Raw genomic sequence first — 25,974 nt, 5'->3', positions numbered from 1 at the left:
ATAATGACTGCGGAATTTTTAATTTATAGTCAGTATGATTTTAATTACAGATGGAGGTTCTACTAAGTGCGATTGGATAGCTATTGATAAAAATGGTAATCAAGCTGTAGATAAAATAAGAACTAAAGGTTTAAATCCTGCTATTATTGCGGAGAAAAAACTTAAGAAAATAGTTCGAAAGAGTGAAGAACTTATGGCATTAGCCAATGAAGTGACTCATATTTTCTTTTACGGAGCAGGTTGCGGTACAGAAAAGCCAAGACTGTTGTTAAAGTCAATTATAGAAACCTATTTTCCTAACGCAGAGGTAGAAGTTAGAGAAGATACCTATGCCGCAGTTAGAGCATGCATTAATACTAACGACGAAGCTGCGGTGGTTTGTATATTAGGTACAGGGTCTAATTGCAGTTACTTTGATGGTGAAATTTTGCATCAGCGTGTAGATAGCTTAGGTTTTATTTTAATGGATGATGCTAGTGGTAATTATTTTGGCAAGCAATTAATTAGAGATTATTACTTTAAAAAAATGCCTGATACCATAAGTGTAGCCTTTGCTCATAAGCATAATTTAGAAGCAGATTTTATTAAATATAATTTATATAAACAGCCTAATCCAAGTGCTTATTTAGCAGATCATGCTGAATTTATGTTTATAAACAAGGATTCTACTTATATAAAAAATGTTATGAGGAAAGGAATTCGTCTTTTTGCTGAAAACATGATTCTTCAATTTAAAGATGAGCTAGCCAAAGGTGTGCCAGTTCATTTTGCCGGATCAATTGCTTATTTTTCTCAAGAAGAGATAAAAGAAGTTGCAGACGAATTTAACTTTAAAGTTGGTAACTTTGTTAGACGACCTATTGAAGGTTTAGTAGATTATCATGTAAAAAATCTTTAATGTTATGGTAATGAATAATTCAATTTTGTTCATTTCCTGTTAATAAAACTAGGTTTAGGTATTGTAAAACTTATATTTTGGTTATATCTTTGCCATATCTAAAACGTAAACGAAACAAAAACTATGTTCGATTTTGATCAATATTTAGGATTTTTAGCATTTTTAACCATATTAACTATTGGATTTTGGTTAATGATATTCCTTTTAACTTTTGTAATCCCTTACTGGATTTTTGGATCTTCAATAGAACGTTTTAAAGAAATTAGAGAAGAAAGAAAAGCTAAGCGTGCTTAATCTGTATAAACTTAGTTTACTATAAAATATAAAGAGCGCAATTTGCGCTCTTTTTTATTACTTTTTAATTGAATGTCTATATAGTTTAAATGAAGCAATACATCCAATTACTGCAAAACCAAACATAATACCAAATACAATTTGATGCCCTATAACTTCATCATAAGCATCTAAAAAATAACCATTAATTATTCCTGTAAAAATATCTGGTGTATAACCAACTACAGAAATGAATCCGACTGCTGTGCCAGTGACAGCTAATGGTATCTTAGTTTCTTCGAGTGTAGCAAAATATAATACTCTTGCAGAATATACTCCTAAAGCCATCGTTCCAATTGATAAAATAAATAATAGAGTAGTGCTGTCATCAATAACACCTAAGGCAAATACTAAGCTTGTAATAGTCATTAATAAAAAGCCTATTACAATCCATAAAGTAGCACTTGTTCTATCTGCAAGTAATCCAATTACAACTCCAATAACCGGTCTCATATAGAGTAAATAGGTGCCAACTTTAGCAGCTTCGATTTTGTTATATAGCATTATTTGCTCTGCATACTGACTAAAAAGATTTGTCATTTTGTAGCAATGATAAGCACACATAATTATTATCATCAATAACCACACGGCTTTATATTTCATGACAATTTTAAAATTATTAAGAGTTAATAATTTCTGTGGTTTTTTAGAAACTGAAGTTTCAGTTTCTTTTAGCCTTAATAAAAAGAATACAATAATGCCTATGCATAATACAGCTATTGAAGTGTATATTATAACTTCTTTAAATGCTATACGTCGTTCTTCAATAGAAGTCAGTTCTATATCTTTTGTGATGAATAATGAGAAAATAAGTACTCCTACAGAACCAAAAAGCGCAGCTACTAAGCCACGGCCACCATCTAAAAAACCAAAAGCAATACCTTGTTTGTTAGATCCTCCCCAAATTCGAGTGGCTTTTATCATAGCAGCCCAAAACAAGAAAATAGTTGTAAAGCCCCAAAATCCGTATAATAAATGAAGATTATATAGTGAAGGATAAGTTGCTAAATAAAATCCGCCAAGTGCAGTAAGTATTAATGCAACTGACATTAAAATATGAGGTTTAAATTTGTCAGCCAGTGGACCACCAAATAAATAAGAAACAAGCGCTACTATGCCATAAGCAGAAAAAATGCTCCCGATTTCTAGTTGATTTATATTAAAAGATTCTAGAAATGTAGTTCTAAAAATACGTTGTAACACAAAAGGCAAAATAAAAACAGCCTCTGCTGCTAATATCAATAATATTATAACATACAGAGGCTGTTTTTTAGTGTCTTGATGTTGCATATTACACTTGCAACACACCTAAATTAAATGGTTTTTCAATAGGAGCGTGGTTTGCTGCTTCAATTCCTATAGAAATCCATGTTCTTGTATCTAATGGATCAATGACGCCATCGGTCCAAATACGAGATGCAGCATAATAAGGTGATACTTGGTTATCGTATCTATCTTTTATCTTGTTATATAATTCTTCTTCTTTTTCTTTAGTAATGGTTTCGCCTTTCTTCTTTAAAGAAGCAGTTTCAATCTGAAGTAATACTTTTGCAGCAGAGTTTCCACTCATTACAGCGAGTTCAGCACTTGGCCATGCAGCAATTAGTCTAGGATCATATGCTTTTCCACACATCGCATAATTACCAGCACCATAACTATTACCTAAAACAATTGTAAATTTTGGAACTACAGAATTACTAACAGCATTTACCATTTTAGCACCATCTTTTATAATCCCAGAGTGTTCGGATTTACTGCCAACCATAAACCCAGTAACATCTTGTAAAAACACTAACGGAATTTTTTTCTGGTTACAATTAGCAATAAAGCGTGTAGCTTTATCAGCAGAGTCATTATAGATGACACCACCAAACTGCATTTCACCTTTCTTCGTTTTTACTAATTGACGTTGATTCGCAACAATTCCAACTGCCCAACCATCAATACGAGCGTAAGCAGTAATAATTGTTTTTCCATAGCCTTCTTTGTATTCATCAAACTCAGAATTATCAACTAAACGTTTAATAATTTCCTTCATATCATATTGGTCGGCTCTACTTTTTGGAAGTATTCCGTAAATATCTTCCGGATTTTCTTTTGGTTTAGCGGCTTTAGTTCTATTGTAGCCAGCTTTATCAAAATCACCAATCTTATCAACTATATTTTTTATACGATCTAACGCGTCTTTATCATCTTTAGCCTTGTAATCTGTAACTCCAGAAATTTCACAATGTGTTGTAGCACCTCCTAAGGTTTCATTATCTATGGTTTCGCCAATTGCAGCTTTAACCAAATAACTACCAGCTAAGAATATACTTCCTGTTTTGTCTACAATCAAAGCTTCATCACTCATAATAGGTAAGTAGGCTCCACCTGCAACACAACTTCCCATAACTGCAGCAATTTGGGTAATTCCCATACTACTCATAACTGCGTTATTTCTAAATATGCGACCAAAGTGCTCTTTGTCCGGGAAAATTTCATCTTGCATAGGTAGAAAAACACCAGCACTGTCTACTAAATATATAATTGGTAAACGGTTTTCAATAGCTATTTCTTGAGCTCTTAAATTCTTTTTTCCAGTAATTGGGAACCAAGCTCCAGCCTTTACAGTCGCATCGTTGGCAACAACTATACATTGTTTTCCCTTAATGTATCCTATTTTAATAACAACTCCACCAGAAGGACATCCACCATATTGCTCGTACATACCATCTCCTGCAAATGCACCAATCTCTATTGATTTTGCTTTTGGGTCTAAAAGATAATCAATACGCTCACGAGCTGTCATTTTACCTTTGCTATGATGTTTGGCAATACTTTTTTCACCTCCTCCTAATTTTACTTTGGCTAAACGCTTTTTTAAATCTGAAAGTAGAAGTTTATTATGGTCTTCGTTTTTATTGAATTTAATATCCATTAATGCAAAATTGTTTTGCACGAATTTACAAAACCAATTTATGTATAGAAAGTGAATGTTTTGTTAAATAATATTACATGGAAATAGTTTCCTTGGAAACTAAATATTTTTATCCTATATTTGTATCATTAAATAAGTAAATTATGAAAAATATAATAGCATTTGCAGGAAGTAACAGTAGTACATCAATAAATAAACAATTAGCGACTTACGCGTCTTCCTTAGTTAGTGAAACTGAAGTAAAAGTATTAGACTTAAATGACTACGAATTACCTTTATACGGTATTGATTATGAGTTGGTTCACGGTATTCCGGATAACGCCAAAACGTTTTTAGACTTAATAAAATCATCTGATGGTATAGTACTGTCATTAGCTGAGCATAACGGAGCCTATGCTACAGTTTTTAAGAATTTGTTCGATTGGATGTCTAGAATTGATGGTAAACTTTGGAGCGATAAGCCAATGTTGCTAATGGCAACATCACCAGGTGGAAGAGGTGGTGCAACGGTTTTAGATATTGCAAAAGGACGTTTTCCATATATGGGAGGAAACATAGTTGGTAGTTTTAGTTTACCATCATTCAATGATAATTTTTCTGATGGTAAGATTACAAATGAAGCACTAAATAATCTATTGCTTGAAGAAGTAGCCCAATTCAAACAAAGTCTATAATTATGGTTATTAAACAAGAGGATAATAAAAACAAAGGTGAATTCTTTTACGAAGTAGAAGGAAAAAAGCTTGGTTTAATGACTTATAGCCATGCAGGTGACAATAAAATCATTATAGATCATACAGAAGTTGATACATCTCTAAAAGGACAAGGTGTTGGCTATAAATTGGTAGAAGCAGCAGTGGATTATGCTCGAAAGAGCAATCTTAAAATTATGCCGCTTTGTCCATTTGCAAATGCAGTTTTTAAAAAGCGTAGTGAATATAACGATGTAAGAGTTTAGTATGGGAGATTTAGCAAAGGATATCAATTCAAAATTTGAAAATAATAGAGTAAAAGCAATGCTCAATATTATTTATACTGCCAATTGGATTACGAGTTACCAAAACGAATTTTTTAAGGACTTTGGTATCTCTCCACAACAGTACAATATTTTAAGAATTTTACGTGGAGCAGGAGAACCCATAAAAGTAAAGACCATAAAAGATAGAATGTTAGAGCGTTCTCCAAATGCTACGAGATTAATGGATAAACTCTGTGCTAAACAATTAATTGAACGGTTGCCGTCAGAACATGATAGGCGTGTGGTAAAGATTGCCATTACAGAATCAGGAAAGGATTTGTTAGATTCAATTCCTGTGAATTTAAATAATGAATTGCTTAAAAATTTAAATGAAAATGAAGCTGAGCAATTAAGCAATCTTTTGGATAAAATGCGCTAATGCATTTTTATACAAAGGATAATAATTAATAGAAAGAAAATTAAAATGAAAAAAGTAATACATAAAGCAGACAGTAGAGGCTTTGCAAACCATGGTTGGTTACAGGCAAATCATTCTTTTAGTTTTGCGAGTTGGCATAATGCAGAAAAATTGCATTTTGGTGCTTTACGAGTATTAAATGATGATATTATTGCTCCAAAAATGGGATTTGGTACTCATCCACACGATAATATGGAGATTATAACCATTCCATTAAAAGGTGTTTTAAAACATCGCGATAATATGAAAGATGAATGGCAACCTGTTGTTCCTGGTGAAGTACAGGTAATGTCTGCAGGAACAGGAGTTCAACATTCAGAAATTAATGGATCTGTTGATGAGTATTTAAGTTTATTTCAAATTTGGATCATTCCAGAAGAGCGCAATGTAGCGCCACGTTATGATCAAAAAGTGTTTAATACAGAAGATAGAAAGGGAAAGCTTCAAACATTAGTAACGTCTTTTGAAGACAAGGATGATGAAAGTTTAAAAATTCATCAAGATGCTAAACTTTCGCGCATAGATTTATCTAATGGAAGTACATTTAAATACCAACTTAAAAGTAAAGAACATGGTGTTTATGTAATGACAATTTCAGGAGAGGTTGAAATAGAAAAAGACATTTTAAATACCAGAGATGCAATTGGGATTTCAGAAACAGATAGTTTTAGTATGTCTTCAAAAGGTGATAGCGAACTATTATTCATAGAAGTTCCGATGATTAAATTATAAATTTTGAAATTGTTTTATAGGAGAAGCATCACAATTTGTGATGCTTTTTTTATTTAAAATGCGATATTTGTATTTCAACTAACTATCAAAACTAAATAGAATAAGAATATGGCGATGAATAAAAACACAGTCCTTGCTTGGGCTACAACAATCATGGTGATTGTTGGATTAGGTTTAATAGCACTTGGTGCATTTAGATACGATGATGTAGCAGGTTGGGGATTTGCTGCTGTTGGTGGCGGATTTTTTTGTATTGCATGGGTGTTTAACGCATTAAAAGGAAGAGTATAATGAGCGACGATAAAAAAGTAATTTTTGCAATGTCTGGTCTTACAAAAACCTTTCAAGGAGCTAATACTCCAGTATTAAAGAATATTTATTTAAGCTTCTTCTATGGTGCTAAGATTGGAATTTTAGGTCTTAACGGTTCTGGTAAATCAACGTTATTAAAGATCATTGCTGGTGTAGATAAAAATTACCAAGGTGATGTGGTTTTTCAACCAGGTTATACTGTGGGTTATTTAGAACAAGAGCCGCAATTAGATGACAATAAAACAGTGATGGAAGTTGTACGCGAAGGTGCTGCAGAAACCGTTGCTATTTTAGATGAATATAACAATATCAATGACCAGTTTGGTTTAGAGGAAGTTTATAGCAATCCGGATAAGATGGAAAAGCTAATGAACCGTCAGGCTGAATTACAAGATCAGATTGATGCTGCTAATGCATGGGAATTAGATACTAAGTTAGAAATTGCCATGGATGCACTTCGTACTCCCGATGGTGATAAAAAAATTGGAGTCCTTTCTGGAGGTGAGCGTCGTCGTGTAGCTTTGTGTCGTTTATTGTTGCAAGAACCAGACGTTTTACTTTTAGATGAGCCAACCAACCACTTAGATGCAGAATCTGTACATTGGTTAGAGCATCATTTAGCGCAATACAAAGGAACTGTCATCGCTGTAACGCACGATAGATATTTCTTAGATAATGTAGCTGGTTGGATTTTAGAACTCGATAGAGGTGAGGGTATTCCTTGGAAAGGAAATTACTCGTCTTGGCTAGATCAAAAATCTAAGCGTATGGCTCAAGAAAGTAAAACAGCTTCTAAACGTCAGAAAACCTTAGAACGAGAGCTAGAATGGGTAAGACAAGGAGCAAAAGGCCGTCAAACCAAGCAAAAGGCGCGTTTAAAGAATTATGACAAATTAATGAGTCAAGATCAAAAGCAGCTAGATGAAAAGCTAGAAATCTACATTCCAAATGGTCCTAGATTAGGAACAAATGTAATTGAAGCCATAGGTGTCGCTAAAGGTTATGATGATAAATTATTATATGACGATTTAAACTTTAATTTACCTCAAGCAGGAATTGTAGGTGTTATTGGGCCAAATGGTGCTGGTAAAACCACCATTTTTAGAATGATAATGGGAGAGGAAACACCAGATAAAGGAGAGTTTAAAGTCGGTGAAACTGCTCAAATTGCATATGTCGATCAGAAGCACTCTAATATAGATCCCGAAAAATCAATTTGGCAAAACTTTAGTGATGAGCAAGAGTTGGTGATGATGGGAGGACGACAAGTAAATTCTAGAGCGTATTTAAGTCGATTTAATTTCTCAGGAAGCGAGCAAAACAAAAAGGTAAAACTACTTTCTGGTGGTGAACGTAACCGTTTACACTTGGCAATGACATTAAAAGAAGAAGGTAATGTATTACTTTTAGATGAGCCAACTAACGATTTAGATGTCAATACATTAAGGGCTCTTGAAGAAGGCTTAGAAAACTTTGCTGGTTGTGCAGTAGTTATTAGTCACGATCGCTGGTTCTTAGATAGAATATGTACACACATTTTAGCTTTTGAAGGAGACTCACAAGTCTATTTCTTTGAAGGTAGTTTTAGTGATTATGAAGAAAATAAGAAGAAACGTTTAGGTGGAGATTTAATGCCAAAACGTATTAAGTATAAAAAGTTAGTTCGGTAGTAATCGATACTATTTGAAATTAAAAAAGCCAGCATCTGCTGGCTTTTTTTGTTTTTTAATTAGATTAATTGTCACCGTAAAGATGCCCACTCGGTATATCACTATCAGATTCTTCAAAATCCTTAAATGCATTTGTTTCCATTAGTTTTTTGTTCTCGGCCTTAAGCTTATACATCTTAATAATTGCTATAAGAATAAAAACCAAAAAGACTGACGCTACGGCTATTAAAATCATAGTTAATTGAGTAGTAGTCACTATTATAGCCTTTGAAAGCAGGTTATTGAACATATTAGTTTTAGTTTAGATTTGGGTTCTAAGATGCTAATATAGAAAAAAAGTAAACTATAAAGGCTTAATTTTAAATAATTTACATTTTTTTTGTTAACATTTTGCCGATTAAGTGTTAAAATAACTCGACAAAACACCTATTTTTCAAGCATAAACAGGCATTTACTCAGTTTAATACCAATCTAATAAAACAACTTCTAATGATGGATTAGCATCTTTTACTAAGGTTTTAAATTTTTCCACATCGCTTAAACCTTCAGTACCTCTATAATGATATGGATAGACTTTCTTGGGTTTAAAGTCTAACACTGCGCTTGCTGCGCTTTCTACCGTCATTGTGTATGGTAAATTCATACAAACAAAGGCCTTGTCTATATTTTTAAGGTTTCGCATTTCTGGTATATCTTCAGTATCACCAGAAATATAAATCCGCTCATCATTAATGGTTATCAAATATCCATTACCTCTTCCTTTGGTGTGGTATTTTAAGGCCTCTTCTCTTAAATTATACATAGGTATAGCTTCAATTGCAGCATTAGTTGTATCATAAGAATCACCATTGTTTAGTGTTACTACAATTTTACTTATTCCCTTCGGTAATTTTTCCGTGACAGCAGCAGGACCAATTAGTGTAGCTTCTTTTAAATTTAAAGCTTCAAGTGTTTCAATATTTAAGTGATCACCATGAATATCCGTAATCAAGACTAAAGTTGGTTTTTTCTGACCTTTAAAAGCCCCTAAACCACCAGTTGGATCAATATAAATAGTTTCATTTGCACTCTCTAAAACTAAAGTGCCATGCGTTATTGGTTTAATATCTACGGTTGTTTTAGTTGTTTCGGATATTTTACTATCAGTAGTTGTTGCAGTATCTGTGTTAGATTTTTCATTTTTACAGCTCCATATTATAGTAATAAGAACCAATAAAAGGAGGTTTTTAGATAATTTCATAGTCTTTGTGTTTTTTTATAAAGATATTGAAGAAGTCTTTATTATGAAAATGATGTAACAAATTAATAATATTGGCTACATATAATTTAGCTGGTAAAGTTTTTATAGTCATAAAAAATTACCGAAATTGCTTATCCGAAAAAAGTTCAACTAAAAAATACAATACAATATGTCTGATGATTTTGATTTATTAGAAACAAATTCCAACGAAAAAACTGAGAAAGTCGATGTTAATTGGGGAAAAGCCATAGACCAAATGAAGTCTAAATTGGCGCAAGAGGATGATCCAGAAAGTCGTCAGAAAATATTAAATGCCACGTTAGACAATGTTGTTGATATGGCTGAAAAAGATAGATCTACATTATTAGATGCTATTAAAGACTTAACAGATTACCAAGATGAAGTTGGTATTATGTTCGAAGGTTTTTCTGCTTTAAATGCTGCTGAACAAAAAATTATCGATGATGCTATTAAACGTTTAGAACGCGCAAAAGTTGAATTAGAAGATGCTAAAAACAAGCCTGACACTTGGTGGAACAACCTTTGGGGCAGAAAAGGCAAGATAAGAGATGCGGAAGAAGAGTTAAAGAAAGCGCAAAAAGAACGCGATGCTTCAGATAACAAAGCAAAAGCTATGTTTCAGCAACGAATTGAAACTGCAGATGTACAGACCTTGTTAAATGAATTATCATTTAAAAGTCAGGCTGCAATAAAGCGTTTAAAAGACAGAGAGCTTGAAATTAAAGAAGTAGAAGAAAGTTTAAAAACTGCTATAGTTGAAGCAAGTAATAACCATACCAAAGCGCTTCAAAAGAAGAAAGAAGTCGAGGCAAAGCTCGAAGAGCAATATGCTTTATTAAAACAAGCACGCCAAGCGTTAGAAGAAGTTGCTGACAAACAATCTACGGAATACTCTGAGGCATTAGAAAGAGTTACACAATTAGAGCAAAAGGTTGAAGAATTAGAAGGATTGAAAAATGCTTATACAACTTTAGCTGCTTCAAAGGATAGTTTTGTGCATAAACATAATTTAACGATTAAGGTATTAACGTCGTTACGTAGTAACTTACAGACACATCGTGCTAAACTAAAATCAGATACTGATGAGCGTTTAAAATACTATGATGGATATGTTGTGGCTTTAAAAGCGAGAACTGATCAAGAGTTTGCTGCAATCTTAGAACATTTAGGTGTTAAAACTGATGAGCATATTGGTGAAACTTTAGCTGCTATGCACACAGCAAGTGCTAAAGCACGTCAAGAAATGATGGATAACATTCCTGTTCACGAAAAAGTGATGCAAGGAGTTTATGGAAGTTATGCTGAAGCTTTAGGTGAAATCAGAACTAAAGATGCCGAAATTCAGAAAAACTTTGCAGATCGTTATGGTATCGATATGAAAGAGATTTTTGACGAATATTACAAAGCAGATCCTAATGCACCAGCAGATGGTGGTGAACCAGCAGGTGAACCAAAGCCAGAGGCTAATGAAGATGATTTACTTGGATAGATTTTGAAGAAGTTCTTAACAATAAAGTCACTAAAAATATTTTTAGGATATTCTCTTTTTTTTAGCATTGTTATTTTTTTCATTCATGGAAATAATGACTTTTATGGTTCAATTTTATTTGGGTTTATTCTAGGTTTGGCTTTGCATGTTATATACTTCGCTTTTCGAGAAATTAAAGAAGATTCTACTAAATGATTGTAACACCATTAGATTCAGCTGTATTAGACTCTAAGGAGCAGTATGTATTCTATCACAAAATGATAGATTTTACCCTAAAGGAGCTTATTGTTGCCGTACAAGACAAGCAATTGTTGAATCAACAAGAAGTTCAGCTGTTTAAGCAATATAGTGACTTGCTATTGTATTCTATAGAAGCCATGCGTGTAAAATACATGTATGATGAGGAAGAGAATATGAAAGTAGATCTAACAGATTCTAGCTTTCCTAATTATTTAGAATTCCGTTATTTATTTAATGATTTAGCACTGCGAGAGGATTACTTAGGTAAACTCACTAATGTAGAATCTTTAAAAGAAGAATTTTTAGATACCTTAATGCGAAAAAAAGAACAGATTTCTAAACGAAAACTGTTTCAGGCCTCTTCAATTGTGTATTATACTTCTGCCAAGAAGGAATATATTTTCAACAGATTTGTGCAAGGTAAAATTATAGAAGCTCCAAAAGGAGCCGAAGGTGAGTATCTTGTAAGTTGGAGTTTTTACGATGTATCACATAACAGACCGTTTATTTGTTACATGTACTTTAATTATGATGGTAGAAACGTAGAAGATTATAAGGAAGAGATATATACCGTTTTAAAAAATACATCCGATAGAGAAATGGCAATGGATACAATGGCTTATGCTATAGATAAGCGATTACCAAAAGTGTTTCCTAAGTTGATAAAGCGTGTAGATTTGGGACCAATACATAACGTCTTTGCAAAGGACGAAAACAAAGTAACTCATGCTATTTTAGATGGTATTTCAAAAAAAGATATTCCTATAGAATCTTATGCTATTTCCTTTAAAATAGATGAATTAAATTCTGGAAGCGAATTTAAAGAAGGTAGCTTTTTTAGTAAACAAACCTTTCAAAAATGGAATGCAGTTTATAGACAACGTTACGTTTTTGCGCCACACAGAATCATACAATTATTGTATAACAAAACTCCAGAAATTATGAATAAATTGGCCATTCCACCTGTTCAGATTTCTGATTTAAAAACGAAATGAGTCTGCAGTCGTAAATTCAGTTTTTACAACTGAGAACTACGACTAAAGACTACATACTAAGGACTGAAGACTAAAAACATGGAACACAATTCAACTTTCCCTATAAAACAAAACGAACTCGATATGCTTCGAGATGAAGCGACATCGTATTTAAAATCTATACAATGGGAGCAAAGTCAACGTGCAAAGAATAAAGATAATGATGGTAAGGACGAATCAATTCTACTATATCTGTCTAGAGCAAATAATGGTAGTAATGTTAATGTAACATCGGTTTCTAAAACCATTTTAGCATTAAAAAAACGTTTGTTGCCAGAATCGGTTGCATTACCTATTCACTTAAATAATTCACTTTATGCCATACAAGAAGGGTTGACATTGGGTATTTGGATTAAGGATAGTTATTATGATGCATCTGGTTTATCGACGTTGAGCGAAAATAAATCGGCTTTAGACAATTCTGGCAAGCGTGAGTACGAAAGTAAAATGCATACAGCAACGGCATTTATGCTATTTGCTTCGGCTTATAAAATCCTTCACGATTTAAAACCACATGCTTCAGACGATTTATCGGTAATGAAACAGAAATTTGCAGGTATTCCTGAAGTGTCATTTATGTCGCCTTTAAAAGGCATATCGTGTCAACTATTTTATTACGATAAGTATTTAGCTCATCCAGATATAATTAAGACTGATAAAGATGTAATTGACTTTACAGTTGTATATTTTGAAGCCTTAATTGATGAAATTCAACTTAGAAAAAGCAGTTTAGAATACACTGAAACGATTACGGATAGAACCTACAAGTTAGAGAAGTCTGACTTTGCAGTTTCTGGTTGGGACAATGTGTTTTCTGGTACAGCTGTAAGTGTTGAGTTTAATAAAATTCAGTTTGAGCAAATTGTTGGAAATAAAGATGCTAAGCACTTTGCACGTCGATTAACTGAGCGTATTTTAAGTTACGATTTTGAAGCTAAGAAAAACCCTTTTCAAGAACTTGGTGGTTTCATGCCAGTATTTATGGGTTACGGAATTCCAGGAACAGGTAAAAGTATGCTTATTGCAGCTATTGCAACACGACTTAAAGAGCATAGTGAAAATCTTGATATCCCGTTTTTATTCCATCCAATGCCAGATACTTTGATTAGTACATTTCAAGGTGGTTCTGCAGAAAAAATGGTGGAGTGGATGAAACCGTTACAAGATCCTACAAAGTTAATATTTGCGCCAATTGATGATGCTGAAAACAACTTGCAAGAGCGTACAGCTCAAGGGGTTTCTGCAGGTGTTAAAGAGGTGATTGGTGTGTTTTTAAGATATACTGAAGGAGCTTATGCTGTAAATTATGGTAATAGTTCTATTGGTCTATTTACCAATTTACCAGAAATGTTAGACAAAGCAGTGATTTCGCGTGTGCAAGGACGATTTAAAATAGATGGTGCTCGTAATGAAAGAGATTTTGTAGATCAGGATCATTTATGGTGGAGAAAGCTCGAAAAAACAATGCCAGATTTTATAAATATGAGTGATCCCAAGGATTACAAATATTTAGACGCACAGCAAGTTGCCAAAAATTTAGGTGAAATTTTAGATAAAGTAGATAAACCAACTGAGGAGCGTGTTTTAGATACATTTAATAAAGTAGAAAAGAAGCATAAAGATAATGAGCATATGTTCTATGCGCATTTATATACTGAAATTCAGAAGATTTTTCCATTCTTTTCATCTCGTGATGTGCGAAACATTCAAAAAGCAGTATCGTTGCGTTTAACGGATTTTGATTTAGAAACAGATTGGTTCGAGAATCCTGAGGTTTACTTTAAAAAAGATTATGAAACTAAATTCGGTATGTTGCAAGAATTAATGCGAGCTAACATGAAAGGTTTAGATTTTAGCGATATTAGACGACAAGAAGTAGTACGTTACTTAGATAATGTTGCAACTATTGCAGATACCGACTTTAAACGTAAAGTAGATGCTAGAATAAATCAGTTAAATATTGAAACTGAGGCTAGAGAACAATTTGGAAAGTCATAATATTATGAGCAAAAAGCGAATCAAAAATATGAATCGCAAAATTTTATCAGATAAGTTCTTTACTTTATCTGAAGTACAATTCGATTACCAACTAAAAAACGGTAATTGGGTAGAAAATACTTGGGAAGTATTAGAACGTGGAAATGCAGTAGCAGCATTGCTTTACAATACGAAAAAGCAAACCGTAATTTTCGTAAAGCAATTTAGATTACCAGCTTATATGAATGGAATTGAAACTGGTTTTTTATTAGAAGTTCCAGCTGGTATGTTAGATGATAAGGACGATTCTGCCGAAGAAGCTATGAAGCGTGAAATTTTAGAAGAAACAGGCTATAACATACCTAAGCTTACTAAAATTTATAATGCTTTTGCAACACCAGGAGGCAGTACAGAACGATTTTCGTGCTTTGTTGGAGAATATGATGATAGTATGAAAGTTGCAAAAGGTGGTGGTCTAGATGCAGAAAATGAAGATATTATAATTATAGAAATGCCATTTAAGGAGGCGATAGAATTAATCAGTTCTGGTGAAATTGTTGATGCAAAAACAATCATGCTTTTGCAATATGCTCAAATCAAAAAGTTGTTAGGTTAAAAATGAATAAACTAAAACAAGCAAACCTATATAGAAGTGAACTTATTCCTGTAAGCGGAAAATTAGTTGAGCGTTATAATAAATGTCTTAAAACTTTAGGATTTACAGAAACCAAACTGAAATCATTTTCTATAGATGGAGTCGGTTGGAGTCCTGAAGTTGCAGAAGAGAAAAAAGATACGCAATATCTTAACCATGGTGATGCGAATCCGCATGGCATTATCATTTCACCATTACAAAAAGGTAAACCTGTGTACCTGCCTTTTCATTCTTTTGATAGGGAAATGATGCAGCATGTATTTAGAACACACGGACAGAAAATTAATGATATTACCAGAGATTCTGCTATTTGTATAGATTTTGACCAAGATATAGATGTTTTTTACGAACCTTTAGATGTTTTAAAATACGATGATGTAAGTATTACATTTAGATTAATTGATAACCTAGAAGAAAAACAAAAACAACAACTTAAACTTGTCGATAAATTTAAAAGAGATAATAATTTTATAGATGAAGCGATTCACCAAGAATTATTAGAATCTGCCAAAACCTATGGAGATTTACGCCATAGAGACTTAAAGCTTCATCCATTACATTTTACTACTGGTTCTTTTTATACTCGCGCTTTCGATGGTGTATATGTATTGCGCGATTTTATTAAGCCTATAGTAGTTTTTGAAAGTAAAGAGGTTTATAAAGAAGCGATAAAAGATACAGTTCACGATGTGTTAATTTATCACATTGCACAACCAGAATTAGTTGATAAGCTAAAAGACCATATAATTATTCAATGCGATTTAGAATATATGGTAACAACACCAAACTATGATAGAATTAAAAAGTTTGAACTCAATCAATTTTTAAAAGACACAGAGCATCCTATAAATGAGATTTTAAGTAATAAAGTGCTTTTTAAAAGTTATTTAAATAAAATAGATATCAAGGCACGTAAACATATTATGGGTGTAGAATTATATCTAGAAAAGTTAGAGCGCAGTAATGCCTACAAGGTTGAAGATATGGTAGAGCAATCTATGTATTTTGCTTTACATCAGCCGCATTCGTCATTATCAGCAGAGCATCGTGATTTAATCCATAAATTACTGATTAATATAGCTCCTAAAGATGTATTATTCTTGTATTGGTATGATAAGGAGCAGTTTTATAAAAGTTATGAGACCTGGAATGATTCCTTTAAAGATTGGGTAATTGAGCGGATTCGTAACAATATATAAGAATTTTAGACTAATTTTATAAGAACGTTAAACACAAAGTCATGGGAATTGAACTCGTTATATTTATAGCTGCTATTTTATTTGGTATTTTTCTTTATTGGAGAGAATCTAACAGTAATAACATTTATAGATTTGTAAATAAAATTGTGAATAGCAAAGAGCTACAAATGAAAGCAGACAACCCTAAAGGATTTGTATTTAGGCAAGCTTTTATTCCACGTTTAATCTTTGTAGTGACTATAGTTTTGGTAGCTGCATTGATTGCTGAATTTTTAACACCTATTTCAGTATTTGGTAGTTATAATGGTGTTTCTGCCTTTTCATCTTTTGCTGTAGGTACGTTATTGGGCACATATTTAGCCAACTTTGTAATTAAAACAACAGAAATTGTAGAAGAGAAAAGTGATTCTATTGGTGATTTGGTTGATGGTGCCGTTGAAAAAGGAAAAGATTTTATCGACGATTTAAAAACTAAAGACACTAAGGTTGTAGAAGAAGCAAAAAAAGAAATTGAAACAGAACCAGAAGTTGAAAAACCTAGCGCACGTGACCGTTTAAAAGATAAGGGTCTTATGTAAAAAAGCCTTCTTAATCCTTCCAGAGGAAGAAAACTGTTACGGAAGCTACTTTTGCATAAAATTACTAGAGTTGCAATACTCTACAAAATATATAGACATGCCCATTTTCCCTTCTGGGGAAATTTCTAGAAGATAAAGGGGCTTAAAAATACAATATTAACATTCCCAGTTTTCCCCTCTGGGGAATAAAAGGGGCTTATATTATGATTAAAAACTATTGGAATAAAGGAAAAAAACAGAAAGTCGTAACAATTGTTATAGCGTTGTTGTTATTACTATTGCTCTTCTTTTTTAGAGATGATTACCAACCGCTTTTACTGTTTTTAAGGAAATACCTTTTTGTCATTTTAGTGAGCTTATTAGTCTTGTTTTTTGGACTAAGAAAGTTTAGAAAAACGGCAAGTACTGGTGGTCGATTAGGAATCCTGGCATTATTAATTGTGTTTTTTGGGTTACTTTATGTTTTCGGTTGGCACTATAAAATGTACGACTACATGAAAACTTACAATGTTTTTAATAGTCTTAATAAAGTTGAAATCAACGAATTGCCACTAACGCAAAACGAACGTATTCAGCCTCTAAGAAATATATTTTCCATGGCTAACGAAAGTGTTGGTGAAACTAAAGATGTATCCTTACCACATTTAGTAAGAATAGGCACTGAGAATAAATGGACAATGGCCATTCAGCCAAGTGAAAAATATGTAATGCAACAGGTTACTGACAATACAGAAGAAGTATTTGCAGTAAGCAGTACAACGCCATTTCCTAGATTTTCAAATGAGAATAGAATCGATGTTACTTTTTCAATTGGTGAGTCTCTTAAATTTAGTAGAAATACATACAATGCCGTAGTACAACGATTCAATCCTTGGATGTTATTTAATTATGAGCCTAGTGACACCTTTTACATGAAAAATGATGAAGATCAATGGGTACAAGTGGTGAGCTTAATTAAATGGAAAGGATTCTTTTTTCCTTATCCAACCTTTGGTGGTGTTATGATTATAGATAATGGTGAGCACGATTTTAATGATTACGTAGAACGTATCACTATTGGAAAAGGCACATTCGTTCATCCAGATGAGATAAAGAATTATCCATTTTTAACTAAACAAAACACTTTAGCGGAAGAGGTCTCGCAATTACAAGCAGAATCTTTAAAGTTTTTAGGTGGTTTTAGTGATCCTTTACCTTGGAATATGGAAACGGCAGTAAAAATTCCACTAATGCCAAAGGACCAAAATCAACAACCTTATGTTACCGATTTTGATTTTGCAGGTAGTAATTCTGATGCTTACAGTGGATTATATCATTGGTTTGGTTTAGAGCCTGTAGGTGATGAGCGTACTAGTTTAAGCTATAGTGTGTTTATTCCTGCGGATGGTACAGATAAAATGTATTATTACGACCATGCAACAAAGAAGCAAGGTTATGCTGGTGTTTCTGCGATGCCTTTAAAAGTAAAAGAATCTCGAAAAGAATACGATTGGAATGCGAGTACTCCAGTGGAGTTTAGACCATATATTAAAGATATAGCAGGTAGAAAGCGTATGTTTTTCTTAGGAACCATATCATCTATAAGTTCTACAGATGCCCAACAGTTTGATGGCTCTGCAACTCCAGATTTAGTTTTAATAGATAGTGAGTATAGAGATGTGATTTGGATAGATGTAAAACATCCAAGTACATGGGATGAAGAAGTTTATAAACAACTCAATGAAGCTTGGAGGTCTAGTGAAGGTATTGGTTATTACTTTAATGAAAAGCCTCAAGACGAGGATATGATGGAAAAAGCTTTAGATTCACTAAAAACCATTCCTAAGATAGATGATAATTCTGCTATGATTGAAAACTTACAACGTCAGTTGGATTCTTTGAAAGCTGTTGGGAATTAATTTCAGTATGAAAAAGTTTAAACAAGTAAATATTGTCTATACTATAATTTTTTTAGTATTGGTTGTTTACTTAATATCTAACATTATTAAATTCATAAATATTCATGAAGTTAATGGCTACGATTATGGCATAAAATCTATTTATAATACCATTTCTGTCTATGGAGTTTTTAAAATTTTGCCAATTTTTTTAATTCCAGCTATTGCAGTTTTTTATAGAAACAAGTTAAGTTGGATGATAATTCTAGTCTACCTTTATTTTTTCATATGGCAAATTGTATCATACACATTATATTTCTCTCCTTTCGATGATTTCATAAGTATTTATACAGTTCTTGTATTAATTGGAATTCTAACTATACTATTTTTTTCAATTTATATAATGAATAAAGCACATACTATTAGTAATGTTTATTCCTTAGATAATAAAAAGATTATGCTGTTTAATCTTATGACATGTATAATTGGATGTAGTATAAGTATATTATTGGCTATATCAAACAATAGTCGATATTATGAAGGTTTATAATTCTAATAACATCTTAATATCACTACGTTTATAAGGGCTTTTCTTTTCAAGTTCTAATTCTTTAAAACCATATTTTCTATACAGGTAGATAGCATTTTCTAATTTGGTATTAGAATAGAGGAGTAGTGCTTTTAAATTTTGTTCTTGTGCAAAATTAATACAATGCTGTAATAATTGTTGACCTATTTTTTGTCCACGTTCATTTGGTGATACAGCCATTTTTGTTAATTCTAAAACACCAGTTTTTTCTGTTGGCATTAGTGCTACTGTACCAACAACAGTTTCATCTTTCATTGCAAAAAATATAAAGCCACCTTTATCAATGATATAATTATCTGGTTTACTTAAAACTTCTTCATCAAAAGGTTCTACGTAAAAGAAGGTTTTTAACCATTCAATATTTAAATCGTAAAAATTTTGAGAATATTTTGCATCAAAATCTATAATCTTAATTGCCATGTGCTCTAATAAAATCGGTGATTAAGTAGGTGATGAGTTTCCCTACTTTAGTTTCTGTCTTCTTTGTTGGTACGGCTTCGCAGATATGGAGGTAAGAGGCATTTTTATGCTTGCCAAAATAATGAACCAATTGTCGCGCATGCTTTACCCTGAATCCACTTGGCGTCATTGCGCTGCTTGGTATGTTTTCAATAGCATCACAATCTATTTCAATACCAAAATCTTTATTAGATATATATGTTAAAGCCGTTTCTAATTCAGAATTAAAATCTAATTCGTTTCTTACTTCTATAGCTTCATAGGTATTGTATTTAACTTCTTTCAGCTTATTGAGTGTTTTAAACAAGACTTCTGATGTGTAGTTTTCATGTAAACCGAATACAAAATAGTTTTTTAAGAATCCTTCAACAAAGGCATAGCTAAATCCATTACCACTATGTCTGCCTTCTTCAGGTCTAAAATCGGTATGTGCATCAAAATTAATAACGTTAATTTTATTGTTTTTAGCTAAAGCTGTACCCTTAATATTTCCGTAGGCATTATTGTGTCCACCACCAATAATTATTGGAATTTTTCCTGCATTAACAATAGAAGATACAACATGTGTAACATCATTATCAATAGACGCTACAAATGTTCGGGCTTTGGTAATATTCTTTTTTGAGGGTTTTAAAGTTACCAATTCCCTTTCTTTACTATAGTCCAAATGACCCAATATTAAAACCCTTTTGGCCTTAGAATAGCTATTATTCTGAATATTTAACAAAACTTTTATTACAGCATCCCAAGCCTTGTAAGTACCTGTATTACCGTAATTTGCATAAACACCAATATCTTCTTTAATTCCAAAAATTACATAGTCAACGTCTAAATTAACAATATCATCGTATATGTTAGTGAGTTTAGGTATTAACTGAATATGTTCTCCAAATTTTGATTCTCCTTTTCGCACTTTTAATAAAGTATCGCGATTTTTAGAAGTAAATAAAATGAGATTTTGCATTTGGATGTTTATTGAAATTATAAAATAAAAATACAGCTTTATTTAATTACTTTTATCTCAAAACAAATTAAAAACAAGAAATAACAATAACTTAAAATAACAATTTATGGAAGGTTCACAAAAAACAAATACTGGATTAAAAGTAGGTTTAGGTATCTTATTAGTTTTATTCTTAGGTACAGCATTTTATACATCTAAGCTTTATACTGAGAAGCAAGAAAATGAAAAAACTTTAGTTAGCGAAAAGCAACAAGTAATGAACGACCTTAGCAATATGGCACAAGAATATGATGCGGCTATTGCTGAGAGCGAGGTTAAGAATCAAGATTTAATCGCGGCTAGAGACCGTATTCAAGGTTTAATGGATTCTTTAAAAATATCTCAAAATAGTGTAAACAGCTTATGGAGATACAAAAAGAAGTTTTTAGCATTACAAGAAGAAATGGACGTATTATTAGTTGAAAATGATCGTTTAAAAGGTGAGAATGAGTATTTAGCTTCATCTTTAGATAGCACACAGGTACAATTAGCTGAGCGTACCATGTTTACAGATTCTTTATTAGTACAAAATACTGAGTTAGCTACTGTAGTTGAAGATGCATCTGCATTACAAACTGTAGGATTAATTGGTATGGGTGTTTTAGAAAGAAGTAGTGGTAAGCAAGTACCAATGGAAAGAGCAAGACGTAGTGATAAAATTAAAGTTTGTTTTACGGTTGCTAAAAATACATTAGCAGAAGCTGGTGATAAAGAATTATATGTACAAGTAATTGACCCTAAGAATAATGTTTTAGGTGCAAATGACCAAGTACAGTTTGATGACCAAGTTCTAAACTATAGTTTAATTAGTCGTTTTAACTACGAAAACAGAAACCTACAAATTTGTGAATATGTTTCTAAACCTCAAGATTCTAAATTTGAAGCTGGACGTTATAAGATAAACGTATTTAGCGCAAAAGAATTAATTTCTTCTTCAGAATTTGTTTTGAAGTAATAAATTATTTGATTGATTGATAGCGAAAATCCGGAAGCAATGCTTCCGGATTTTTTTATAGTAACTGTCCATTGATAACAACTTGTTCTACAGGGTTATGCGCAAAAGCATAAGGTATTTCACTGTAATGATTCAGTGGCTTGGTAATAATTAAATTAGCCTTTTTTCCTCTGGTAATACTGCCATACATATTACTAATTCCCATTGCATAAGCACCATTTATGGTTGCAGCATTAATAGCTTCTTCTGGAGTCATTCTCAATTTTACGCATGCTGCACTAACAACAAAATTCATATTACCACTAGGAGCAGAACCAGGATTATAATCTGTAGCTATGGCTAATGGTAAACCTGCATCTATAAGTTGTCTTGCTGGAGTATAAGGAATACTTAAAAAATAGGAACAACCAGGTAAAGCTACAGGTATGGTATCACTGCCTTGTAAGGCTTTAATATCATCGGTATTTAATTCTTCGAGATGATCTACAGATAAGGCATTGTGCTTAACGCCTAAAGCAATACCACCAAGAATATTAAATTGATTGACATGAATTTTTGGTCGCATATTATATTGCTGTCCAGCTTTTAAAATGGCTTCAGTATCTTCAATGCTAAAGTAACCTTCTTCACAAAACACATCTATATAATGTGCAATATTTAATTTAGCAGCTTCTGGTATTAATTCTTCTGTAATGAGTTTTATGTAATCTTCTTTTTTAGATTTATAATTCTCAGGAATTGCATGCGCAGCTAACAATGTAGGAGTAATTTTTGCTAAACTTTCTTGTTTTATACGTTTTATAACCCGAAGCATTTTTAGTTCAGCTTCAACGGTTAAGCCATAACCTGTTTTAATTTCAACAGCTCCAGTTCCCATTTTTATAAGTTCGTTTAACCGTTTTATGGATTGATTGTATAAATCATCTTCAGAGGTATTTTGAAGCAATTTTGCAGAATTTAAAATGCCACCACCATTGTTTGCAATATCAGCGTAACTTAATCCATTGATTCGGTCAACAAATTCTGAAGTCCTATCTCCTGCATAAACTATATGCGTATGAGAATCGCACCAAGATGGTAAAACAATTTTTCCCGTGGCATCGATAACAGTTTCAGCGTCAATATGATTATAATCTTTCATTTCACCATATTCTATAATAGTATCGTGTTCTACATAGACATATGCATTTTCAATAAAGGGAAGCGTCTTCATTTCGTCTCCCTTTAATATTGTAACATTATAATCGTGAACTTGTAATAATTGCTTAATGTTAGTTATTAGTATAGACATGTAATTGGCTTTTTGTAAAGATTGTTATTTTTTTGAACAAAAAAAAACGCTAGTCTAATTAAACCAGCGTTTTAGATATGTAGAATATAGAATTCTTATTCCTTAATAAATTTTGAAACAAAGTTTCCATTGATATTAATAGTATAGAGACCATTAGATAATTGTGAAACATTAAGTGTTTTATCTATACCAACTGTAGCATTTAAGACATTTTTACCTAATATATCAAATACAGAAACTTCTAGTGTTGCTGTTGTAAAGCCATTAAAGTTTAATTTTGAAGTGGTAGGATTAGGGAATATCTTTATTTCTGCAGCTTCAAAATTATCTATTGAAAGCGTTTCAAGTAAATTTTCAATGTAATTTAAGTCATCTTGGTTGTATGCACAGCTTACAATGTCATTGTCTCCATCACCATCATAATCAAAAACATTATATACAAAAGCTTGACTTTGGGTAGCATCAATAACTGTTTCGCTACCAAAACTTCCTGAGCCATTATTTTTATACCATACTAAATCATTACCAGTTCCTGAACTTCCGCTACTTAAAACAATATCTTTTAAACCATCTTCATCCACATCTTTAAACTGAGCGATTGATGGATTAACAATAGAGGTTGTAAAAACAGTTTCTGTATAACCACCAAGACCATCATCCTCATACCAGTATAAATTACCAGGTACATTACCGCAAAATCCTCCGCAAGATACTTCGGTTGCAAGGATGTCTAAATTTGAATCTCCATCTAAATCTTCAAAATTGGCGTTAAAAATTCCGATTTTACCCGTTGCTACTGAAACAGCATCTTTGGTAAATGAAACTGTTCCTCCAGGTACTAAATCATTTCTAAATATTTCTATAACATCACCAGAATAAGCCGCAGTTGCAACTATAGCGTCTAAATCACCATCAGCATCTATATCCTTCATGTTTATAACTCCAGGTGTATTAAGTAAATTGTCTATACTACTTGCAGCACCAAATGTACCAGAACCATTATTCGGAAACCATACAATTTCACTTCCGACTGCAGATGTCACTGCAACATCAATGGTTGCATCGCCATCTATAGTACCAGCAAATAAACCGCTCATTCCATTATAGGTATCTGTAATTAGCTGTTCAGCACCAAAGGAACCACTGCCATTATTTTCAAACCAAACTAATTTAGAGTTCTGTCCATAGGTAGCACCAGCGTAACTACCAAAACCAACTGCTAAAATATCTAAATTGTCATCGCCATTTAAATCTATTAACTTAAGTCCAACGATGTTTTCTAAAGTATTTGTAATTGGAGTTTGTTTTAAAAATGTTCCATCACCATTACCTTGATACCATACAATTATATGGTCTACATCTGTACCAATTAAGACATCTAAATTTGTGTCGCCATCAATAAACCCAGATGCAATCGTGTAGGGATTGTTACCAGTTGCGGCATCAATTGTAGATTTTGCAGCCCAAACAGTCTGCGAGTTTACAGCTAAAGCAAAACAGAATGTAGATAATAAAGTAAGTAAAGTTCTTTTCATATAATATGTATTAGTTTTTACTGAGTTATAATTTTAAAAATGCTCTAATTATTTTAAACTACCAACCATGTCTTCTGGCTTAACCCATTCGTCATAATCTTCTGCTGAAACATACCCTAAGTTAATTGCTTCTTCTTTTAAAGTTGTTCCGTTTTTGTGCGCTGTATTTGCAATTTCAGCAGCTTTATAATACCCAATTTTAGTGTTTAAGGCAGTAACTAACATTAATGAGTTATTTAATAATTGCTTAATTACTTCATGGTTTGGCTTTATTCCTTGAGCACAGTTTTCATCAAAACTCACACAAGCATCACCAATTAATTGTGCTGATTGTAAAATGTTTGCAGCCATCATAGGTTTAAAAACATTAAGCTCGTAATGTCCTTGTGTACCACCAACGGTAACTGCAACATCGTTACCCATAACTTGTGCACAAACCATCGTTAAAGCTTCGCATTGTGTAGGGTTTACTTTTCCTGGCATAATAGAACTTCCTGGTTCGTTTGCAGGAATGATGATTTCTCCGATACCAGAACGAGGACCAGAAGCCATCATTCTTATATCATTAGCAATTTTATTTAATGAAACGGCTAGTTGCTTCAATGCACCATGTGTTTCTACAATTGCATCGTGTGCAGCTAGTGCTTCAAATTTGTTTTCGGCTGTTACAAAAGGTAAATCTGTAAATTCTGCAATATATTTTGCCACTAAAACATCGTAGCCTTCTGGAGTGTTTAATCCTGTACCTACTGCTGTACCGCCTAAAGCTAGTTGACTTAGATGCGATAAAGTATTTTCTAAAGCTTTTAATCCATGGTCTAATTGCGATATATAACCGGAAAACTCTTGACCTAAAGTTAGTGGAGTAGCATCCATAAGATGTGTACGACCAATTTTTACAACAGTATTAAACTCAATAGATTTTTTATGTAACGTATTACGTAACTGAATAACTCCCGGAATCGTAGTTTCTACCACTTTTTTGTAGGCAGCAATGTGCATACCAGTAGGAAATGTGTCGTTAGACGATTGTGACTTATTAACATCATCGTTCGGCTGAATGGTTTTTTCACCTTCACCAATCACTTTCCCAGCGATTTGATGTGCTCTGTTAGCAATCACTTCATTTACATTCATATTACTTTGTGTACCAGAGCCAGTTTGCCAAATAACTAAAGGAAATTGGTCATCGTGTTTACCTTCTAATATCTCGTCACAAACTTGTGCTATTAAATCTCTTTTTTCTTTGGCTAATACACCAAGCTCGCAATTAGTATATGCTGCAGCTTTTTTAAGGTATGCAAAGCCATAAACCACCTCCAGAGGCATAGAAGCTGGTGCACCAATTTTAAAGTTATTACGAGAACGTTCTGTTTGCGCTCCCCAAAGTTTATCGGCAGGCACTTTTACCTCGCCCATTGTATCTTTTTCTATTCTGTAAGACATGATATTTAGTTTTTATATAGCATTACAAAATTACAGATTTTGTTAGTCTTTAAGAATTGAAAATTGGCTTTTGTTTTAATAGTTT

25 protein-coding genes are annotated in these 25,974 nt (G+C 32.7%); 16 read left to right on the top strand and 9 right to left on the bottom strand.

The annotated features are described in order from the left end of the window. The first annotated feature begins 34 nt into the window (after positions 1-34). Together H8K90_RS09035 and H8K90_RS09030 are read left to right on the top strand one after the other, a co-directional pair. Positions 35-898 carry an N-acetylglucosamine kinase gene (locus H8K90_RS09035; RefSeq protein WP_186845636.1) on the top strand — a complete coding sequence of 288 codons (864 nt, stop codon included), beginning with the start codon at positions 35-37 and terminating at the stop codon, positions 896-898. Between the two features lie 123 nt (positions 899-1,021). Further along, a complete protein-coding gene (locus H8K90_RS09030) occupies positions 1,022-1,192 on the top strand; it encodes a hypothetical protein (RefSeq protein WP_186845635.1) in 171 nt (56 codons plus the stop codon). Between the two features lie 57 nt (positions 1,193-1,249). Here the strand turns inward: H8K90_RS09030 and H8K90_RS09025 are convergent, their stop codons facing one another. Together H8K90_RS09025 and H8K90_RS09020 are read right to left on the bottom strand one after the other, a co-directional pair. Next, the gene (locus H8K90_RS09025; protein ID WP_186845634.1) at positions 1,250-2,521 is read right to left on the bottom strand and encodes an MFS transporter; all 1,272 of its coding nucleotides are present in this window, start codon (positions 2,519-2,521) and stop codon (positions 1,250-1,252) included. A 1-nt stretch (position 2,522) separates the two neighbouring features. Further along, on the bottom strand, positions 2,523-4,151 hold the full coding sequence (locus H8K90_RS09020) for an acyl-CoA carboxylase subunit beta (protein WP_186845633.1): 1,629 nt from the start codon (positions 4,149-4,151) through the stop codon (positions 2,523-2,525). A gap of 143 nt (positions 4,152-4,294) precedes the next feature. Here H8K90_RS09020 and H8K90_RS09015 point away from each other — a divergent pair, with 143 nt between their 5' ends. The 6 genes from H8K90_RS09015 to ettA all read left to right on the top strand — a co-directional run bounded on the left by H8K90_RS09015 (position 4,295) and on the right by ettA (position 8,301). Beyond that, positions 4,295-4,825: an NADPH-dependent FMN reductase gene (locus H8K90_RS09015; protein ID WP_186845632.1), complete on the top strand. Its 531-nt coding sequence runs from the start codon at positions 4,295-4,297 to the stop codon at positions 4,823-4,825. A 2-nt stretch (positions 4,826-4,827) separates the two neighbouring features. Continuing rightward, positions 4,828-5,109: a GNAT family N-acetyltransferase gene (locus H8K90_RS09010; protein WP_186845631.1), complete on the top strand. Its 282-nt coding sequence runs from the start codon at positions 4,828-4,830 to the stop codon at positions 5,107-5,109. Between the two features lies 1 nt (position 5,110). Beyond that, positions 5,111-5,548 (top strand): MarR family winged helix-turn-helix transcriptional regulator, encoded by a 438-nt coding sequence (locus tag H8K90_RS09005; protein ID WP_186845630.1) that lies wholly within the window; start codon positions 5,111-5,113, stop codon positions 5,546-5,548. Between the two features lie 45 nt (positions 5,549-5,593). After that, positions 5,594-6,319, top strand: a complete 726-nt coding sequence (locus H8K90_RS09000; RefSeq protein ID WP_186845629.1) for a pirin family protein — start codon at positions 5,594-5,596, stop codon at positions 6,317-6,319. A 108-nt stretch (positions 6,320-6,427) separates the two neighbouring features. Continuing rightward, a complete protein-coding gene (locus H8K90_RS08995) occupies positions 6,428-6,610 on the top strand; it encodes a CAL67264 family membrane protein (protein WP_186845628.1) in 183 nt (60 codons plus the stop codon). After that, positions 6,610-8,301, top strand: coding sequence for an energy-dependent translational throttle protein EttA (gene ettA / locus H8K90_RS08990; RefSeq protein ID WP_186845627.1), 1,692 nt, complete (start codon positions 6,610-6,612; stop codon positions 8,299-8,301). The genes H8K90_RS08995 and ettA overlap by 1 nt, the downstream gene beginning before the upstream one ends. A gap of 64 nt (positions 8,302-8,365) precedes the next feature. Here ettA and H8K90_RS08985 read toward each other — a convergent pair whose 3' ends face one another. Both H8K90_RS08985 and H8K90_RS08980 read right to left on the bottom strand, forming a co-directional pair. Next, positions 8,366-8,590: a hypothetical protein gene (locus tag H8K90_RS08985; protein WP_186845626.1), complete on the bottom strand. Its 225-nt coding sequence runs from the start codon at positions 8,588-8,590 to the stop codon at positions 8,366-8,368. Between the two features lie 171 nt (positions 8,591-8,761). Beyond that, positions 8,762-9,541 carry an MBL fold metallo-hydrolase gene (locus H8K90_RS08980; protein WP_186845625.1) on the bottom strand — a complete coding sequence of 260 codons (780 nt, stop codon included), beginning with the start codon at positions 9,539-9,541 and terminating at the stop codon, positions 8,762-8,764. 169 nt (positions 9,542-9,710) lie between these two features. On the opposite strand from H8K90_RS08980, the gene H8K90_RS08975 reads away from it, so the two are divergent. The 7 genes from H8K90_RS08975 (at position 9,711) to H8K90_RS08945 (ending at position 18,632) form a co-directional block, all read left to right on the top strand. Beyond that, the gene (locus H8K90_RS08975) at positions 9,711-11,051 is read left to right on the top strand and encodes an AAA family ATPase (RefSeq protein WP_186845624.1); all 1,341 of its coding nucleotides are present in this window, start codon (positions 9,711-9,713) and stop codon (positions 11,049-11,051) included. 191 nt (positions 11,052-11,242) lie between these two features. Beyond that, entirely contained in the window at positions 11,243-12,286 is a 1,044-nt protein-coding gene (locus H8K90_RS08970) for a hypothetical protein (RefSeq protein ID WP_186845623.1), read from the top strand. Positions 12,287-12,364: 78 nt separating this feature from the next. After that, positions 12,365-14,323, top strand: a complete 1,959-nt coding sequence (locus H8K90_RS08965) for an AAA family ATPase (RefSeq protein WP_186845622.1) — start codon at positions 12,365-12,367, stop codon at positions 14,321-14,323. A 28-nt stretch (positions 14,324-14,351) separates the two neighbouring features. Beyond that, entirely contained in the window at positions 14,352-14,918 is a 567-nt protein-coding gene (locus tag H8K90_RS08960; protein WP_246457634.1) for an NUDIX domain-containing protein, read from the top strand. A gap of 2 nt (positions 14,919-14,920) precedes the next feature. Beyond that, complete coding sequence (locus tag H8K90_RS08955; protein WP_186845620.1) at positions 14,921-16,156, top strand: DUF6638 family protein; 1,236 nt, start codon at positions 14,921-14,923, stop codon at positions 16,154-16,156. A 41-nt stretch (positions 16,157-16,197) separates the two neighbouring features. Then, the gene (locus H8K90_RS08950) at positions 16,198-16,734 is read left to right on the top strand and encodes a hypothetical protein (protein WP_186845619.1); all 537 of its coding nucleotides are present in this window, start codon (positions 16,198-16,200) and stop codon (positions 16,732-16,734) included. Between the two features lie 203 nt (positions 16,735-16,937). Continuing rightward, a complete protein-coding gene (locus H8K90_RS08945) occupies positions 16,938-18,632 on the top strand; it encodes a hypothetical protein (protein ID WP_186845618.1) in 1,695 nt (564 codons plus the stop codon). Between the two features lie 523 nt (positions 18,633-19,155). On the opposite strand, the gene H8K90_RS08940 is transcribed toward H8K90_RS08945, so the two are convergent. Next, complete coding sequence (locus H8K90_RS08940; RefSeq protein WP_186845617.1) at positions 19,156-19,620, bottom strand: GNAT family N-acetyltransferase; 465 nt, start codon at positions 19,618-19,620, stop codon at positions 19,156-19,158. Further along, on the bottom strand, positions 19,610-20,623 hold the full coding sequence (locus H8K90_RS08935; RefSeq protein WP_186845616.1) for a formimidoylglutamase: 1,014 nt from the start codon (positions 20,621-20,623) through the stop codon (positions 19,610-19,612). The genes H8K90_RS08940 and H8K90_RS08935 overlap by 11 nt, the downstream gene beginning before the upstream one ends. Positions 20,624-20,729: 106 nt before the next feature. On the opposite strand from H8K90_RS08935, the gene H8K90_RS08930 reads away from it, so the two are divergent. Further along, a complete protein-coding gene (locus H8K90_RS08930; RefSeq protein WP_186845615.1) occupies positions 20,730-21,617 on the top strand; it encodes a chromosome partitioning protein ParA in 888 nt (295 codons plus the stop codon). A gap of 55 nt (positions 21,618-21,672) precedes the next feature. On the opposite strand, the gene hutI is transcribed toward H8K90_RS08930, so the two are convergent. The 3 genes from hutI to fumC form a co-directional block, all read right to left on the bottom strand. Continuing rightward, on the bottom strand, positions 21,673-22,908 hold the full coding sequence (hutI, locus tag H8K90_RS08925) for an imidazolonepropionase (RefSeq protein WP_186845614.1): 1,236 nt from the start codon (positions 22,906-22,908) through the stop codon (positions 21,673-21,675). Positions 22,909-23,003: 95 nt separating this feature from the next. Further along, on the bottom strand, positions 23,004-24,443 hold the full coding sequence (locus tag H8K90_RS08920) for a T9SS type A sorting domain-containing protein (RefSeq protein WP_186845613.1): 1,440 nt from the start codon (positions 24,441-24,443) through the stop codon (positions 23,004-23,006). A 48-nt stretch (positions 24,444-24,491) separates the two neighbouring features. Beyond that, on the bottom strand, positions 24,492-25,889 hold the full coding sequence (fumC, locus tag H8K90_RS08915; RefSeq protein WP_186845612.1) for a class II fumarate hydratase: 1,398 nt from the start codon (positions 25,887-25,889) through the stop codon (positions 24,492-24,494). Positions 25,890-25,974: the final 85 nt, after the last annotated feature.

This window comes from Winogradskyella echinorum, assembly GCF_014297365.1.
GTDB lineage: Bacteria > Bacteroidota > Bacteroidia > Flavobacteriales > Flavobacteriaceae > Winogradskyella > Winogradskyella echinorum.
The sequence above is the reverse complement of the archived record's forward strand: the minus strand, read 5'-3'. Positions and strand labels throughout refer to the sequence as shown.

Excerpts from the sequence above, each read along its gene's own strand:
- H8K90_RS09035 (WP_186845636.1), top strand. The coding sequence starts at position 35 with ATGATTTTAATTACAGATGGAGGTTCTACTAAGTGCGATTGGATAGCT.
- H8K90_RS09030 (WP_186845635.1), top strand. The coding sequence starts at position 1,022 with ATGTTCGATTTTGATCAATATTTAGGATTTTTAGCATTTTTAACCATA.
- H8K90_RS09025 (WP_186845634.1), bottom strand. The coding sequence starts at position 2,521 with ATGCAACATCAAGACACTAAAAAACAGCCTCTGTATGTTATAATATTA.
- H8K90_RS09020 (WP_186845633.1), bottom strand. The coding sequence starts at position 4,151 with ATGGATATTAAATTCAATAAAAACGAAGACCATAATAAACTTCTACTT.
- H8K90_RS09015 (WP_186845632.1), top strand. The coding sequence starts at position 4,295 with ATGAAAAATATAATAGCATTTGCAGGAAGTAACAGTAGTACATCAATA.
- H8K90_RS09010 (WP_186845631.1), top strand. The coding sequence starts at position 4,828 with ATGGTTATTAAACAAGAGGATAATAAAAACAAAGGTGAATTCTTTTAC.
- H8K90_RS09005 (WP_186845630.1), top strand. The coding sequence starts at position 5,111 with ATGGGAGATTTAGCAAAGGATATCAATTCAAAATTTGAAAATAATAGA.
- H8K90_RS09000 (WP_186845629.1), top strand. The coding sequence starts at position 5,594 with ATGAAAAAAGTAATACATAAAGCAGACAGTAGAGGCTTTGCAAACCAT.
- H8K90_RS08995 (WP_186845628.1), top strand. The coding sequence starts at position 6,428 with ATGGCGATGAATAAAAACACAGTCCTTGCTTGGGCTACAACAATCATG.
- ettA (WP_186845627.1), top strand. The coding sequence starts at position 6,610 with ATGAGCGACGATAAAAAAGTAATTTTTGCAATGTCTGGTCTTACAAAA.
- H8K90_RS08985 (WP_186845626.1), bottom strand. The coding sequence starts at position 8,590 with ATGTTCAATAACCTGCTTTCAAAGGCTATAATAGTGACTACTACTCAA.
- H8K90_RS08980 (WP_186845625.1), bottom strand. The coding sequence starts at position 9,541 with ATGAAATTATCTAAAAACCTCCTTTTATTGGTTCTTATTACTATAATA.
- H8K90_RS08975 (WP_186845624.1), top strand. The coding sequence starts at position 9,711 with ATGTCTGATGATTTTGATTTATTAGAAACAAATTCCAACGAAAAAACT.
- H8K90_RS08970 (WP_186845623.1), top strand. The coding sequence starts at position 11,243 with ATGATTGTAACACCATTAGATTCAGCTGTATTAGACTCTAAGGAGCAG.
- H8K90_RS08965 (WP_186845622.1), top strand. The coding sequence starts at position 12,365 with ATGGAACACAATTCAACTTTCCCTATAAAACAAAACGAACTCGATATG.
- H8K90_RS08960 (WP_246457634.1), top strand. The coding sequence starts at position 14,352 with ATGAATCGCAAAATTTTATCAGATAAGTTCTTTACTTTATCTGAAGTA.
- H8K90_RS08955 (WP_186845620.1), top strand. The coding sequence starts at position 14,921 with ATGAATAAACTAAAACAAGCAAACCTATATAGAAGTGAACTTATTCCT.
- H8K90_RS08950 (WP_186845619.1), top strand. The coding sequence starts at position 16,198 with ATGGGAATTGAACTCGTTATATTTATAGCTGCTATTTTATTTGGTATT.
- H8K90_RS08945 (WP_186845618.1), top strand. The coding sequence starts at position 16,938 with ATGATTAAAAACTATTGGAATAAAGGAAAAAAACAGAAAGTCGTAACA.
- H8K90_RS08940 (WP_186845617.1), bottom strand. The coding sequence starts at position 19,620 with ATGGCAATTAAGATTATAGATTTTGATGCAAAATATTCTCAAAATTTT.
- H8K90_RS08935 (WP_186845616.1), bottom strand. The coding sequence starts at position 20,623 with ATGCAAAATCTCATTTTATTTACTTCTAAAAATCGCGATACTTTATTA.
- H8K90_RS08930 (WP_186845615.1), top strand. The coding sequence starts at position 20,730 with ATGGAAGGTTCACAAAAAACAAATACTGGATTAAAAGTAGGTTTAGGT.
- hutI (WP_186845614.1), bottom strand. The coding sequence starts at position 22,908 with ATGTCTATACTAATAACTAACATTAAGCAATTATTACAAGTTCACGAT.
- H8K90_RS08920 (WP_186845613.1), bottom strand. The coding sequence starts at position 24,443 with ATGAAAAGAACTTTACTTACTTTATTATCTACATTCTGTTTTGCTTTA.
- fumC (WP_186845612.1), bottom strand. The coding sequence starts at position 25,889 with ATGTCTTACAGAATAGAAAAAGATACAATGGGCGAGGTAAAAGTGCCT.